Source organism: Empedobacter sp. ULE_I140 (genome assembly GCF_053482575.1).
Genome location: NZ_JBQMTX010000001.1, coordinates 673034 through 688361 on the forward strand (window position 1 = coordinate 673034; position 15328 = coordinate 688361).

Genomic DNA, 15328 nt, shown 5'->3' on the forward strand with positions numbered 1-15328 from the left:
CACAACTTAAGAATGAACGATTTTATTGATTATATCCTTGCGCCTTACAAAACCTATTCTACGTTGAATATCTTGCTCGAAACGATAGCAACTTTTTTCGGAATTATTTCAGTTTATTATACCTACAAACGCAATATTTGGGTTTATCCAACTACAATTATTTCAACATTTATTTTCATTTATTTATTTTTTAATTGGGGATTATATGGTGAAACAATTATTAATGTTTACTATACTTCAATGGCGATTTATGGTTGGATTTTGTGGCAAAAAAATCTCGAAGCAGATCATAAACATGTCGATGTTTCGTGGGCAACGAAGAAAGAATATCTGTACGCAACTTTACTTTTCGCGTTGAGTTTTATCTTTATTTTGACGATTTATTATTTTCGTCCAGTTATTCAAAATGGTTTTGATTTCAGTTTTATAAACCAATGTAAATTACATTATTCCAAAATTGATTTTGTAGACGCTTCGACGACCGCTATCTTTTTGATTGGAATGTGGATGATGGCGAGACGAAAAATTGATAACTGGTATTTCTGGATTATCGGCGATTTAATCATGATTCCATTAATGATTTACAAAGGAGCAGTTATCACTTCTGTGCAATATATTGTCTTATTGATTTTATCATTTATCGGATTAATCGATTGGATAAAATCAGTAAAAAACTCCCAAAAAATAGTGAGCTAAGAAATAATTTAAAATTAGTATTTTAGCCTTATAAATTGAATTTGAAAAACCTATAAAAATTACGAATATGGAAAATCAACACGTATATCAACAAAACCAATTGGTTGCAGAGGCAACGAGCGTAGAAAGGGCAAATTTCTATAAACATACTTACGGACACGTTGCTGGAGGAGTTTTGGTATTTGTTTTAATCGAATCTTTGATGTTAAAATCAGAAGCATTAGTAAGCTTCATGTTGAGTTTAACTTCTGGATATCTTTGGCTTATTTTATTAGCAGGTTTCATGGGAATTACATGGGTTGCTCAAAAAATGGCGTACGGATCGATTTCAAAATCTAAACAATATTTAGGCTACTTTTTATATATAGTTGCAGAAGCTTTAATTTTTGTACCAATGCTTTACATCGCATTGTATTATGGCGGAACTTATGTGATAAAACAAGCAGCTGTAGTAACAGGCGGATTATTTGTAGGATTGTCAGCTATTGTATTTTTAACAAAAGCAGATTTCTCTATTTTACGAGGAGCATTAACTATAGGATTTTTCTTAGCAATTGGATTGATTATTGCAGGGATGTTATTCGGGTTCGATCTAGGATTATGGTTCTCAGTTGGAATGTGCGCCTTAGCTGGTGGAGCAATTTTGTACAACACTCACCAATTAAAATATGAGTTCGGAACACAACAGTATGTTGCAGCGGCATTGTCGTTATTTGCTTCATTAATGTTATTGTTTTGGTATATTTTGAGAATTTTTATGAGTAGAGATTAATCATGAAGAAACAATAAATTTGTATATTGAACCGTAGCATTTTTGTTGCGGTTTTTTTATTTAAGATACTATGACAGATAAAGAAAAAGAAGACGATAGAATACAATCTCCGTTTCGACCAAAAGATTGGAATGAGATTAGAATAAATGATTCTTGGGCGTTGTTCAAGATTATGGCAGAGTTTGTAAATGGTTACGAAGTAATGTCTAAAATAGGACCTTGCGTGTCTATTTTTGGTTCGGCACGTACTTCTCCAGATCATCCATATTATGCATTAGCAGAGGACATTGCGTATCGATTAACGCAAATAGGTTTTGGTGTAATTACTGGTGGAGGTCCGGCAATTATGGAAGCTGCAAACAAAGGAGCGCAAAAGGGTGGAGGAACTTCTGTTGGATTGGGAATTACATTGCCTTTCGAAACAGACTTGAACAAATATATCGACCGTGAATATGAAATTAATTTCGATTATTTCTTTGCACGAAAAGTAATGTTTGTGAAATATTCACAAGGATTTATCGGAATGCCAGGAGGTTTTGGGACGTTAGACGAATTATTTGAGTCGATGACATTGGTACAAACGAAGAAAACAGGACGTTTCCCAATTGTGTTAGTTGGAACTGAATATTGGTCAGGTTTAATTGATTGGATCAAAGAAACAGTTTTGAGAGAAGGTTATATTTCTGAGAAAGATTTGGATCTTTTCCGTTTGGTTGATACAGCAGAAGAAGCAGTTGCTCACATCGAGAATTTCTACGAAAAATATAATATTAAGCTTAATTTTTAAGCAACAAAAAACCTCATCATTTGATGAGGTTTTTTTATATTTTTATGATTGAATTTATTTTAAATCAACTACTTCAAAAAACATATCTTGGTAATCATCAGCTTCATAAAAAATACCAACTTTATTTTTTGATATATTCGTTAAAACGGAATAAGCCGAAGAATTTGGTTCAATAGTTTTGATAAAATTCCATGTTTTCGCTTGATCTTTACTTACTTTCAATCCCAGATTTTGACGATCTTTTGAATCATGCAAATTACTAAACACAATATTTTTTCCTAAAACTAATGTCGATGCATTACAAATTGGATCAATTAATTGTTCTTCCATTTTAGAAACCCACGTTTTTCCTTGATCTTTTGAGATAAATATTTTACGGAAACCAGCATTTTGAACGCGCGCATTTAACATCCAATCTTTGTTCGGAAGTTGTACAATATTTGTTTCGTCTGCTTTATCTGCAACACTCGAAATTCGTTCCCACGTTTTTCCATGATCTTTACTTCCGAATACGTAAACACCGTCTTTCAATCGAACCAATGTATTCAAAATCCAACCTTCTTTTGTGTATGCGCCACGACCAGAAGTAATGAATTTAAAATCTTTTTTCCATTCCGTTGGCGTAATTTGGTCTGTAATATCAACAGGTTTTGACCACGTTTCTCCATTGTCAGCACTTTTTACAAAATGTAATCGAAATTCATTTTTCGCAATTTTTTTGATTCATGTAATTGTAAAAAAGATAAATTTCTTTTGTCTTTTCATTCAAAACCATCGATACATCAGAAGCAGATTCTTGATCTGGAAAATCGATAACTCGCTTGATTGCTGACCATGTTTTTCCCTTGTCATCACTTTTCCTAATCACAATATTGATATTAGGATTGTAAAGTAAATCGCCACAATTTGGAACACGCTCGTCGATTGCCGCAATCAATATTCCTTTTGCTGATGTAATGATACTCTGAATGCGATAACATTTGACATCCGATTGATTTTTGATTGTAAATAAAACTTGTTTGTTGGTTTGGGCAAATCCCAGCGTATAAGCGAAGGAAAAAATGGCAAGTAGAATTTTTCTTTTTTGTCATGGTGTAAATTAACCGACAAGTTATTGATTTTTCAACGATTTGTGAAAATGAAAAGCCATCAAAACGAATTTTAATGGCTTTTTTTAAAATTAATTTTTAATCAGTTTCGCCGACGATTTTCGATTTTTAGCTTCAATGTCAAGAATGTAAATACCTTTTGGTAATTCTTTGATGTTAAATTGATGTATTGCTGAAAATTTTCCTGAAAATTCTTTGACCAACTTTCCTGATAAATCATAAATTTTTACTTTTTCTGAATTAATATTTAATGAAAAAGAGGAAGAAACTGGATTTGGAGTTACAGAGATTTTTTCTGAATTAACCTCAATATTATCTGTTGATAAATTTGCTTTTGCATTCCCGAAAATTCTAAATTCACCTGGATTTAGATTAACTGTAAATGATGAATTTGTATTGGTGACATTCAGCGTTGTTTCGTCCATCAAATTGTACCAATTTCCTGTAAATGGAAAAAGTGGCGCAATTGCTTGAGTGCTTGTTGTGAAGTTTGCAATAACAATTACCTCATATAAATCAGACGACGATAATAAATTATTTGTAATCTGAATACGCGGTTTTAAATCTCCAGATGTAATTGTATAATTATCAGTTTCGAAAACTTTGTTGTTTAATTTAAGACCAATAATTTTTGACCAAACTTCATAAACAGATTTTCTATCGGCATTTGTTAAGTAACCAATTTCGCTTGGAATAGGTTTTGGATTGGTGCGACATCCGTCATTATTTGTTCCATCTTCGCAATGATTGATCGAATAATCATATCCTAATTCTCCAAATTGCCACAACATTTTAGGACCAGGAATCGTAAATAGAACGGCACCTAAAGCTTTTTGTCTTTCTAAAGAAGTTTTTAAATCTTTTACATTATAAGTTCCTGATGATGCACCATATTGTAAATTCTTGTACATCATTCTTTCTTCATCATGACTTTCTGCGTAGGCAACCAAATGTTTTTTCGTAAAACCTTTTACAGTATGCTTCAACCAATCAAAGTTACTATCCGAAGCATATCCCATTGTATTTTGATTAAAATTATTAGTCGCTTTACCCCAAAGCATAATTCCTTTACCTTCGTTAATGCGATAATTCGCCCATTCTGTTTCCTCTTGTGCTGAACCATTATTTCCTAAATGTTCAAAAATGATGTAGGAATTCGGATCAATTGTCCATTGCATATCTGCATATTTTTTTAAAATTGCTACACGATCAGCCTGATATCCGTTTGTACAAGTTTCATCAGAAGGTGTACAATTTTGTGTAAATCCTTTTGTTAAATCCCATCTAAATCCATCAATTTTGAACTCTTCAATCCAATGTTTTAATGTACGTTGTACATAATTTTGAGTTGGTGTTAATTGATGATTTAAATCGTATCCAACATTGTAACTATGTTTTGAGGTTTGATTAACATAAGGATTTGTAGTAGTTGGTTCTCCAAAACCATCATTGTCGGGATCATTCATCCACATTCTAACCAACGGAGATCGACCATAAACATGATTTAAAGCAACATCTAAAATGATTGAAATTCCATTTTGATGACACAAATCGATGAACTCTTTCATTTTATCTGCTGGTCCATAAGCTTTATCCAAAGCAAGATGATAAGCTGTATTATAACCCCAAGAAATATTTCCTTCAAACTCCATTACGGGCATAACTTCGATTGCGTTGATGTTTAATTTTTTGAAATAATCAAAATCATCAATTAAAGATTGCCATGTTTTTGTCGAATTGAAATCACGAATTAATAATTCGTAAATCATCAAATTCTCTTTATTTGGGCGATTGAAATTTGAAACTTTCCAATTGTATTTTGCTTGATTTGTTTGTAAAACCGAAACTTCAAATTGTTGTCCAGTAGGATATACAGGCATATTTGGGTAAGTTGCTGCGGTAATATACGGATCATCATAAGGCGATAAAACTAAAGTCGAATAAGGATCTGCAGTTTTGATTCCATCACTTGTTCGATATTGAAACGTATAGATTTCACTTGCTTTAAGATTAGATAATTCAATCCAATATAAATCCTTGTTAGTTGTATCTCGATTCATCACATATTGATCAGAAAGTTGCCAATTATTGAAACTTCCGATTACATGAATGAACTCTTTTTGTGGAGCGTATAAAACCAAATATGCTTTTGTAAAATCATTATTCAAATAATTAATTCCTTCATGTAAATTAGATGGAATGGCTACATCTTTAACCGTTGGTTTGATATTAATTGTAAAAGATTTGCTTATTGTTTGACCATTAAAAGTTGCATTTAATGTATAATTCTGATTTTGTAAAATGGTATAATTTTTATCAAAAGAAGTTGAATTATTTAATGCATCAATTTGAGTTCCGTTAGCAGATAATGTCCAATTAGCAGATTTTGTAGCTATCGCTTTGATGTTAAAACTTGATCCTGAAGAAACATTTGTAATTGAATTTTCGAGCGGATTAGTTAAAGTAACTTTGAAAGAACCTACCGAAATAGAAAGATCCGTAGTTTGTTGTTTTCCATCTGCACTTCTAAAAACAACATCTATTGCTGTAATATTTTTAGAAGTATCAACTCCATAGAATTGATAAATAGATGTAGGGATTTCTAATTTGTAGGTTGATCCAGAAACGAAAGTTAATTTGGGTTGAGTGGTATTATTTCCCCAACTTTCAATTATATTTTCCCATTGTTTTCCATCAATAGTTACGCCTGTATGCGCATAAATATCTCCTGAATAATTGGCAAGACCTGTTCCTGTTTTATCGAAGTTTATTACAACTGCTTGGTTTGCTTCGGGTGGTGAAGGAGTTGTTGTAATTTGTGCTTTGGTAAAAGATATTACCATTAAAAGCATTAAAATAGATAGAATGTTTTTCATGTTTTGTGTAGTTTTAGAAAAAAGCCATTAAAAAACGTAATTGAATTTTAATGGCTTTTAAAAAATTATTTGTTGATGAGAAAAAATTTTATTGAGCTTCTACTGTATAAGTTTTCTTGTTGAAATTAGCTGTGATTTTATATTTCCCAGCTTTTATTTTGATGTTAGTACCGTCTTTGTCTGTTAATTCTCCTGCATTACTTGTACCACCAAAATTTGTTCCCCAATCATTATTTAAACGGAATTTAAATTCTCCATCTTTTAATGTTGTAGTAATAGTCCAAGCATCTAAAGTACCATCATAAGACAATTTTTGGTCTGGACCATCCCATCCGTATGCTGTAGCGTCACCTACTAATCCCCAAGAATAATTATCTAATTTATAAGTTAGATTTGTTAAGTCCATAGTTATCTTGTAAGTACCGGCATCTACTGCGATGTTTTTACCTCCTTTTTCAAGTTTTCCATTAGATCCACCATAATCTAACTCCCATTTGTTGTCTTGACGGAATTTGATTTCACCAGCTTTTAAATCTGTATACGCTACAAATACATTTGTAACATCAGTTTTCCAAAATTGAACATCTGGCCCGTCCCAACCGTTAGGAGTAGCAGAACCAACAACACCCCAATTTGTAGATAAATCTGTTGGATATGGCGTTATTTTTAATATATTGACATTAGAAATTAACTGTTGAGAACCAGGAGTACCAACTGTAGAGACAATACGATATTCTATTTCTCCTTCTTTAAAAGGTTCTAATCCTAAAGCAATAACTGCTAAATTCAATTCTTTTACGGTAACATCAGCTGTTAATGTTGAAGTTGAAGTAAGAACTTGATGATTTTCAAAATTATCTCCTTTTACATCAATTTGTAATTCATATTTAGGAGGAGTATTTGTTCCATAATTTGCGGCACTCCAATTAAATGTCATTGCTGTATTTGCAGCATTTTCTTCTAATAATTCAATTGTTGATGAAGCAGGTGTTTCTACTTTCGGTGCAACAAAATTTGAGGGATCTAATTTGATGATATCTTCATCATCGTTACATGCGCTTAAGGCAAAAATACTCGCACAAGCTAACGAAATATATTTTATAAAATTTTTCATCTTAATAACCTGGGTTTTGAGTTAAGTTTGGATTAATGACAATAATATTGTTTGGAATTGGGAAGATAGCTTTTGTAGCATCTACAGAAGTTCCGTTTTGAACGCCTCCTTTCCAAGGCCAATTGTAATTATTTGTATATCTACTGAAACGAATTAAATCCGTTCTACGCGTTCCTTCCCAGTACAACTCTCTTGATCTTTCTGCTAAAATGAAATCTAAGTTTAATTGTCCGTCAGTAATATTACCTGATGTATTTCCGTATGCACGAGTTCTTAATTCGTTGATTAAGCTCAATGCAGTTGCACGATCACCACCAGTTCCTCCACGTAAAACAGCTTCGGCATAGTTTAAATAAACTTCTGCTAAACGAATTATAGGAACATCTGTGTCAACATATTCTCCTGTTGCGTCGTTTGCACTTTTTCCGTCTGAACGTTTATTTGACCATTTGTAAACAGCATAACCTTCTCCAAATGTACCTATGTTGTTAATTTCAAATGTTTGTCCATCTGTAAAGAACATCGCACGTTTATCTTTCCATGCAGTTGGATTTCCGTTACTGTCTTTCGTTGTTACAGCATCTGTAAATTGATTCACCAATGCTTTTGTAGAACGAGGACCTCCCCATCCACCATTTACACCATAATCAGCAGCTGTCATTTTTCCACCAATTGCAGCTTTTACTAAGAAAGTAGAACCTCCATATGTACGAGAATTATTTCCGTCAAAATTTAAAACGAAAATAGCTTCGTTCTGCGCGCCATTCGTATTGTTATCAGCTAAAAATAATTCGTCATAAGCAGAACCATTTTTATTTCCATCAGTTATGTTAAGCGTATATCCAGCTTGCATAGCCAATTTAGAATAAGTGATGGCTTCTGTATATTTTGCTTCACCAATCCAAGTTTCTGCATTTAGATATAAACGAGATAATAATGCTTCGGCAGCTGCTTTGTCTACACGTCCGTATTCGTTTGTACGACCAGCTTTTAATTCAGCTTCGATAGCTTTTAGTTCGCTTTCAACGAAAGTGAAAATCTCTTTACGATTGCTTTGTTTCGGTAATTCAGAAGAAACTTCTGTTACTAACGGAACATTCGCATATAAATCCATTAAGCTATAATAAGCATATGCTCTAATGAAACGCGCTTCAGCTACATATTCTTTCACTTCTGGAGTTGTGCTTGATAAAGCTTCAGCGTTTGCAATAAATGAATTAGAGAAAGAAACGGTTTGTGCTAAACGATAATACATCGCTTCAACAAAACTGTTACTTGCTCCCCAAGAAATCTCATGCAAGTTTGGTAAACCTGGATCTCCCCAGCCAACAATAGATTCGTCTGTTGTTAATACATTTAAGTTGAACATTAAACGAGTATATTGAGAAGCACCTTCGTCAATACCTTGAATATCTCCACTTCCCGCTGGACCTTTTTGTCCAGTAAGTGCTAAAGAAGAATATACTTTTGCTAAAGCAGATTTTGCAGTAGCAACATCTTTGAATACATCAAATTGTGTATAAGTATCTGGATCATTTGGCATTAAATCTAAATCATCATGACATGAAGAAACAGAGAAAGCCAATGCCGCAGCTAAAATATATGTTGAAATTTTAATCTTTTTCATTGTAGTTTTCTTAGAAATTAACATTTAAACCAAATACATACGTTCTCGGTCTTGGATAAAAACTATTATCAATTCCGCGGTAAATTTCAGGATCTAAACCACTGTAATTTGTGAATACAGCTACGTTTTGAACCGCTCCATAAAGACGAATATCTAATCCTTTGATTGCTTGTTTTAGGTTGTAACCTAATGTAATGTTATCAATACGGAAGAAAGATGCATCTTCTATAAAGTGGTCACTTAACAAATTAGTTTCTGTGATACTTGTGAAACCTGTGTTGTAGTAGCTTGAAAGCACATTAGATAAATAGTTTTGACCATTTCCTGTCGCTTTTTTGCTGTAACCTTTAGACGAAGCCATGTTATTGTAAGCATAGTTTCCGATATTAGCACGAGCAGTTGCACTTAAATCCCAATTTTTGTAACGGAAGAATGTATTGAATCCCATTGTTACTTTTGCGAAAGGACTTTTGTGAATATAACGGTCTTTTTCGTTGATGATTCCGTCGTTGTTCAAATCTTCGTAAGCTCCTTCGATAGGCTTTCCGTTTGCATCATAAATTTGTTTGTATACGTAGAAACTAAATGGTTCATCTCCTTCACGTTGAATTTGAATATTGTTACCAGTTCCTCCATCGATACCACCTGTTAAATTATCAGTAGGTAAGTTGACAATTTTATTATCATTAAAAGCGATGTTGTATCCAAAAGACCAATCAAAATCTTTTGTTTTTACGATATCAGCATTGATGCTAAATTCGATTCCTTTATTTTCCATATCACCGATATTTTTATCGATCATATTTCCAAAGTTTGTAAATGGATCTACATAAACACTCGCAATTAAATCACTTGTTTTTTTCTTGTAAACGTCTAATGTACCATAGATTCTATTTTTGAATAAAGAGTAATCAATACCAGCATTTAATGTACTAGAAATTTCCCATTTTAAATCACCATTAAATGGTTGAGGACGATAAGTTTGATAGAATGTTGAACCAAATTGATAATAAGCAGTTGATTCTGATCCTTGATAACGCGTTAAGAATTGGAAGTTTCCTAATCCGTTCACATTACCAACTTTACCATATCCAACACGTAATTTCAAATCATTTACAACAGAACTTCCTTTCAAGAATTCTTCTTTAGAGATATTCCATGCAATAGCTGCAGAAGGGAAATAACCCCATTGGTTGTCATGGCTTAATTTTGATGAAGCATCTGCACGCATAGTAGCTGTTAAGATGTAACGATTATCAAAATTATAGTTTAAACGTCCGAAGTATGATAGTAAAGAATAGTGATCACGGTCTACGAATGTAAATTGATCAGAACCTTGTTGTTCTAATTCACTATCGTAATTGGTGTTGTATGTATTAAAGTATTGATAACTGTAACCTCCAACAACAGTTAATCCGTGTTGTCCAAAATCTTTGTTGAATGTTAAATATGCATCAAATAATTTGTTGTAGAATTGTGCGCTAAATGTTGTTTTAGAACCATCCCATGTCAAAGAAGAGTTTGGCATATTTGCAGTTGTTACATTACGTCCATTCGCATTAGAAATATCATAACCTACATTAACTGTTGCAGTAACAGATGGTAAGAAATGTAATTTATAATCCATTTTTGCATTTCCTACAAAACGACGAACTTCTGATGTATCTCTGTTTTCGTTGATTAATGCAACTGGGTTAGTTGGCGCTAAATTGTGTTTAACAGATCCGTCCATCCAAGTGTGGTAACCTCCAAATATATTTGCTCCAGAATAAACTGGTTGAGTTGGATCATACTCTAAAGCAGCTCCAATTGCACCTCTGTTTGCAAATTGATTTTCGATATAAGAACCTCGAGCATTCAATTCAAATTTTAAGTGATCATCTAAGAAAGATGGACTTAAGTTCATAGAAGCTGTTGTACGATTGATGTTATCTCCTTTCAAAATACCATCTTGATCTGTGTTAGAAATAGAAAAACGAGACGGCATTTTACCTCCAATATTTCCTGTTGCACTAAAGTTGTGATCAAAACCTACAGCTGTTCTATAAATTTCTTTTTGCCAATCTGTATTTGCGTTACCTAAACGAGAAATTTCGTCAGCTGTTCCTACAGATTTTACCAATTCACGGAATTGATCTGCATTCATTACATCAATATAACCTTCTGGTTGATAAATTGATGTAATTGAATTATAATTAAAACGGAATTTTTTTCCTTTTCCTTTTTTAGTTGTAACCATTACAACCCCATTCGCAGCACGAGAACCATAAATGGCAGTTGCAGAAGCATCTTTCAAAATAGTCATCGTTTCGATGTCGTTAGGATTTAAGAAATCCAAAGGATTTCGAGAACCTCCAATATTTACTTCAGATAAAGGAACACCATCAACTACATATAATGGTTGAGAGTTTAATGATAACGAACTATTACCACGAATGATAATGTTTTGACCGTCACCAGGAGCTCCACCAGCAGATGTTACCACAACACCAGCGATTTTCCCTGTCATTAATTCTTGCGCAGAAGTGATTGATCCTTTGTTGAAATCTTCTGAATTTAATTGATTTACAGAACCTGTGACATCTTCTTTTTTAGCTGTACCATATCCAATTACAACTACTTCTTTCAAGTTTTCTGTCGTTTTAGACATACGAAGTTGTAATTGCGTTTGTCCCGCAAAAGTTATTTCTTGATCGTCATAACCAAAAAAACTGATAACAATTATATCACCATCGTTCGCTTCTAATGTAAAATTTCCTTTTTCATCAGAAACTGTCGATTCTCCTGTTGTAATGTTCGAAACATCTGCACCAGCTAAAACCGTGTTATTAGCGCTATCTTGTACTGTTCCTTTTATCGCAGTTTGTGCAGATAAAATAGCAGGGCTTGATAAAACTAATGCTAGAAGAGATTGTTTTAAAATCCTCATATATTTTTTGTTTTGTTTCGTTAATTATTAATTTATATTTTTACTTCTCATTACCAAATATAAGTTGTTTAATTGATTGATTGTGTATGTAATACACTAACTAGTTAAACGAAAACGTTTTCGTGTTAATAAATAATTAAATTAATTGTTATAGCATGTTAATTTTTAATAAAAAAGACGGAAATTAGTAGAATAAGATTGATGGTTAAGGTAGAAAGAAGATTATGAAAAAGAATTTGACATTAAAACAGATTGCAAAAGAGTTAGATGTTTCGATATCAACGGTTTCTAAGGCGTTGAAAAATAGCGAAGAGATTAGTGCTGTAACGAAACAAAAGATTCAGGCATTTGCAAAATTATACAACTACAAACCGAATAATATAGCATTAAGTCTAAAGAATCGTAAAACGAAAACCATTGCCGTGATTATTCCCGAAATCGTTCACGATTTTTTTGCGATGGTAATTAGTGGAATCGAAAATTTAGCCAATCAATATGGTTATAATGTCTTAATATGTTTGTCAAATGAATCGTACGAACGTGAAGTGATTAATATGGAGATGCTTGCAGCGGGTAGTATAGACGGATTTGTGATTTCTCTTTCGAAAGAAACTCAAGCCAAAAAAGATTATCATCATATCAAAGAAATCATCAACCAAGGAATGCCAGTTGTGATGTTCGACCGTGTAACGCGTGAGGTTTATACTGATAAAGTGATTATTGATGATGTACTTGCGACACAAGAAGCAATTCAGTATTTTATAAGTAAAGAACGCAAGAAAATCGGTTTTATCACAACGCCAGATTATATAAGTGTTGGACGCTTAAGAACCGAAGGATATAAAAGAACATTAGAAGCGAATGGAATTGCAGTTGACGAAAACTTGATTTTGCGTGTAGAAGACGAGAGTCAGTTGGACACTATGATTGATGAGTTTTTCGAAAAAAATAAATTTGACGCAGTAATGGCAGTAAATGAATTATATGCCGTAAAAGTGTTGAGAGCAGCACTGAAAAAAGGAATCAAAGTGCCAGAAGAATTACATTTAATAGCTTTTACAGATGGTGTAATTTCCAAGAACTCAATTCCAAGCATTTCTACAGTCAAACAAAATGCATTCAAAATGGGTGAGATTGCAGCGCGTTTATTGATTCAAAAATTAGAGTCAGAAAACGAGCATGAGCATTACATTACCGAAGTTGTCGGAACAGAATTATTACACAGAGAAACTACAACGATTTAGTAAGTTTTTTTTGGTTAAATAATTGTTACAGTTGCAATAATCCCAAAAAAAAGTTTTAACATTGTAAACAAATCAAAACATATTTTTACTTCTCAAATTACAAAAATATAGTTTTGATAAGCATAAAACGCTTATCGTAAAATACATAAAAAAATTACGATAATGAGAAAGCGTAGATTAGGATTTCTTGAAATCTGGAATTTAAGTTTCGGATATCTAGGAGTTCAAATGGGTTTCGCCTTGCAAAACGCAAATGCGAGCCGTATTCTAAGTTCATTTGGTGCCGATGTGCACGAATTGTCTTGGTTTTGGATTGTTGCACCGCTAATGGGATTGATTGTTCAACCTATTATTGGTCATTATTCAGATAATACTTGGTCTAAATTTGGACGAAGAAAACCATACTTTTTAGTAGGAGCTTTATTGGCTTCTTTCGGATTAATCTTAATGCCACAAGCAGGTGCATTTACGGCATTGATGCCTGCATTATGGATGGGTGCTGGATTCTTGATGATAATGGATGCTTCATTCAATATCGCGATGGAACCGATGCGTGCATTTGTAGCAGATATGTTGCCTTCGGATCAACGTACATTAGGATATTCAATTCAAACTGTAATTATTGGTTTAGGAGCTGTTGTCGGTTCGTGGTTGCCTTATATTTTGAGCAACTGGTTTGGTGTTTCAAGTATTGCAGCGGAAGGAGAAGTTCCGTTTCACTTAATTTTATCATTCATTATTGGAGCAATTGCAATTATTGTAACCGTTTTAATTACCATTTTTACAACAAAAGAATATTCGCCAGAAGAATTAGACGCTTTCGAAAAAGCAGAAGGTAGAGAACCAATTGTTGAAGAAAAAGCAAGCTTAACACAGATTTTTACCGATTTTGGGAATATGCCAAAAACGATGAAACAATTAGGTTTGGTACAGTTCTTTACGTGGTTTGCATTATTCGGTATGTGGGTATTTGCTACGCCTGCAATCGCTCATCATGTGTACGGTTTGTCTTTGAGTGATACACATTCAGAAACGTACCAAAAAGCAGGGGATTGGGTTGGAATTATCTTCGGAGTTTACAACGGAATTTCTGCAATATTCGCCTTCTTTTTACCAGCAATAGCCTTAAAATTTGGTCGAAAAACAACACATGCTATTTCATTAATTTGTGGAGGATTAGGATTAATTTCAATCTATTTTATTCACGATCCAAAATTACTAATCCTTTCCATGATCGGAGTAGGAATCGCTTGGGCAAGTATCTTATCGATGCCTTATGCAATTTTAGCGGGAGCAATTCCAGCGAAAAAAATGGGTGTTTACATGGGAATTTTCAATTTCTTCATTTGTATGCCTCAAATCGTCAACGCATTGTTAGGCGGTCCAATTGTAAAATATTTATATCACGATAATCCAATTTTCGCCATTGTTACCAGCGGTGTTGCGCTAATTATTGCAGCACTTTTTGTAACGCGCGTAAAAGATGTGGATGAACCAATCAAAGCATAATCATTTTGAAAACTAAAGCATTTATTTTTGATTTAGATGGTGTCATCGTCGACACTGCAAAGTACCATTATTTAGCATGGAAAAAATTAGCGAATAATCTAAACATCGATTTTACGCACGAACATAACGAATTATTGAAAGGTGTTTCTCGTGTGCGATCATTAGAAATTATTCTTGGATTGGGAAATGTTGAAGCTTCTGATGAGCAGAAAAACGAATGGTTAATTCAGAAGAACAAAGAATATTTAGAATACATTGATAAGATGGACGATTCTGAAATTTTACCAGGCGTTATGGACGTTTTAAACTTTCTAAAAGAAAACAATCAACCAATTATTTTGGGATCAGCTTCTAAAAATGCACGTCCAATTTTAGAGAAAGTTAATATTCTAAATTATTTCGATGATATCGTAGATGGAAACGATGTTTCTAACGCAAAACCAGATCCAGAAGTTTTTATCGTTGGAGCGAAAAAAGCGAATCAAACAAACGAAAATTCAATTGTATTTGAAGATTCTGTTGCAGGAATTGAAGCAGCAAATGTAGCAGGAATGACAAGCATCGGTATTGGAGAAGCTTCGGTTTTGAATGAAGCGAAATACAACTTTAAAAATTTTACTGAAATCTCAGAGGATTTCTTGGTCGAATTAATCAATCAATAATTA

12 protein-coding genes are annotated in these 15328 nt (G+C 33.2%); 6 read left to right on the plus strand and 6 right to left on the minus strand.

What is annotated here, in order from left to right; all coding sequences use genetic code 11:
• Window positions 1–12: 12 nt before the first annotated feature.
• The 3 genes from pnuC to ACTS9J_RS03235 all read left to right on the plus strand — a co-directional run bounded on the left by pnuC (window position 13) and on the right by ACTS9J_RS03235 (window position 2255).
• Entirely contained in the window at window positions 13–696 is a 684-nt protein-coding gene (pnuC, locus tag ACTS9J_RS03225) for a nicotinamide riboside transporter PnuC (RefSeq protein WP_219033785.1), read from the plus strand.
• A gap of 67 nt (window positions 697–763) precedes the next feature.
• Window positions 764–1468: a Bax inhibitor-1/YccA family protein gene (locus tag ACTS9J_RS03230; protein WP_052217477.1), complete on the plus strand. Its 705-nt coding sequence runs from the start codon at window positions 764–766 to the stop codon at window positions 1466–1468.
• Between the two features lie 70 nt (window positions 1469–1538).
• On the plus strand, window positions 1539–2255 hold the full coding sequence (locus ACTS9J_RS03235; RefSeq protein WP_219033784.1) for an LOG family protein: 717 nt from the start codon (window positions 1539–1541) through the stop codon (window positions 2253–2255).
• Between the two features lie 54 nt (window positions 2256–2309).
• Here the strand turns inward: ACTS9J_RS03235 and ACTS9J_RS03240 are convergent, their stop codons facing one another.
• The 6 genes from ACTS9J_RS03240 to ACTS9J_RS03265 all read right to left on the minus strand — a co-directional run bounded on the left by ACTS9J_RS03240 (window position 2310) and on the right by ACTS9J_RS03265 (window position 11910).
• A complete protein-coding gene (locus ACTS9J_RS03240; protein ID WP_349676201.1) occupies window positions 2310–2978 on the minus strand; it encodes a sialidase family protein in 669 nt (222 codons plus the stop codon).
• Complete coding sequence (locus ACTS9J_RS03245) at window positions 2956–3192, minus strand: sialidase family protein (protein WP_257468011.1); 237 nt, start codon at window positions 3190–3192, stop codon at window positions 2956–2958. Before ACTS9J_RS03245 ends, ACTS9J_RS03240 begins: the two co-directional genes overlap by 23 nt.
• A 243-nt stretch (window positions 3193–3435) precedes the next feature.
• Window positions 3436–6240, minus strand: a complete 2805-nt coding sequence (locus ACTS9J_RS03250; RefSeq protein WP_188319574.1) for an alpha-amylase family glycosyl hydrolase — start codon at window positions 6238–6240, stop codon at window positions 3436–3438.
• Between the two features lie 88 nt (window positions 6241–6328).
• On the minus strand, window positions 6329–7354 hold the full coding sequence (locus ACTS9J_RS03255; RefSeq protein WP_448352838.1) for a SusE domain-containing protein: 1026 nt from the start codon (window positions 7352–7354) through the stop codon (window positions 6329–6331).
• Window position 7355: 1 nt separating this feature from the next.
• The gene (locus tag ACTS9J_RS03260; protein ID WP_038331160.1) at window positions 7356–8981 is read right to left on the minus strand and encodes a RagB/SusD family nutrient uptake outer membrane protein; all 1626 of its coding nucleotides are present in this window, start codon (window positions 8979–8981) and stop codon (window positions 7356–7358) included.
• 10 nt (window positions 8982–8991) lie between these two features.
• Complete coding sequence (locus ACTS9J_RS03265; protein ID WP_448352839.1) at window positions 8992–11910, minus strand: SusC/RagA family TonB-linked outer membrane protein; 2919 nt, start codon at window positions 11908–11910, stop codon at window positions 8992–8994.
• A 224-nt stretch (window positions 11911–12134) separates the two neighbouring features.
• Between ACTS9J_RS03265 and ACTS9J_RS03270 the strand changes: the two genes are divergently transcribed.
• The 3 genes from ACTS9J_RS03270 to pgmB all read left to right on the plus strand — a co-directional run bounded on the left by ACTS9J_RS03270 (window position 12135) and on the right by pgmB (window position 15325).
• A complete protein-coding gene (locus tag ACTS9J_RS03270) occupies window positions 12135–13154 on the plus strand; it encodes a LacI family DNA-binding transcriptional regulator (RefSeq protein ID WP_038331040.1) in 1020 nt (339 codons plus the stop codon).
• A 162-nt stretch (window positions 13155–13316) separates the two neighbouring features.
• Window positions 13317–14663, plus strand: a complete 1347-nt coding sequence (locus ACTS9J_RS03275; protein WP_038331042.1) for an MFS transporter — start codon at window positions 13317–13319, stop codon at window positions 14661–14663.
• Between the two features lie 5 nt (window positions 14664–14668).
• Window positions 14669–15325 carry a beta-phosphoglucomutase gene (pgmB, locus tag ACTS9J_RS03280; protein WP_221853995.1) on the plus strand — a complete coding sequence of 219 codons (657 nt, stop codon included), beginning with the start codon at window positions 14669–14671 and terminating at the stop codon, window positions 15323–15325.
• The last annotated feature ends 3 nt before the right edge of the window (window positions 15326–15328 follow it).

What these genes read in the sequence shown, in the direction of transcription:
- ACTS9J_RS03250 (WP_188319574.1), bottom strand. Translation starts at nt 6,240, where the DNA reads ATGAAAAACATTCTATCTATTTTAATGCTTTTAATGGTAATATCTTTT.
- ACTS9J_RS03255 (WP_448352838.1), bottom strand. Translation starts at nt 7,354, where the DNA reads ATGAAAAATTTTATAAAATATATTTCGTTAGCTTGTGCGAGTATTTTT.
- ACTS9J_RS03260 (WP_038331160.1), bottom strand. Translation starts at nt 8,981, where the DNA reads ATGAAAAAGATTAAAATTTCAACATATATTTTAGCTGCGGCATTGGCT.
- ACTS9J_RS03265 (WP_448352839.1), bottom strand. Translation starts at nt 11,910, where the DNA reads ATGAGGATTTTAAAACAATCTCTTCTAGCATTAGTTTTATCAAGCCCT.
- ACTS9J_RS03270 (WP_038331040.1), top strand. Translation starts at nt 12,135, where the DNA reads ATGAAAAAGAATTTGACATTAAAACAGATTGCAAAAGAGTTAGATGTT.
- pnuC (WP_219033785.1), top strand. Translation starts at nt 13, where the DNA reads ATGAACGATTTTATTGATTATATCCTTGCGCCTTACAAAACCTATTCT.
- ACTS9J_RS03235 (WP_219033784.1), top strand. Translation starts at nt 1,539, where the DNA reads ATGACAGATAAAGAAAAAGAAGACGATAGAATACAATCTCCGTTTCGA.
- ACTS9J_RS03230 (WP_052217477.1), top strand. Translation starts at nt 764, where the DNA reads ATGGAAAATCAACACGTATATCAACAAAACCAATTGGTTGCAGAGGCA.
- ACTS9J_RS03275 (WP_038331042.1), top strand. Translation starts at nt 13,317, where the DNA reads ATGAGAAAGCGTAGATTAGGATTTCTTGAAATCTGGAATTTAAGTTTC.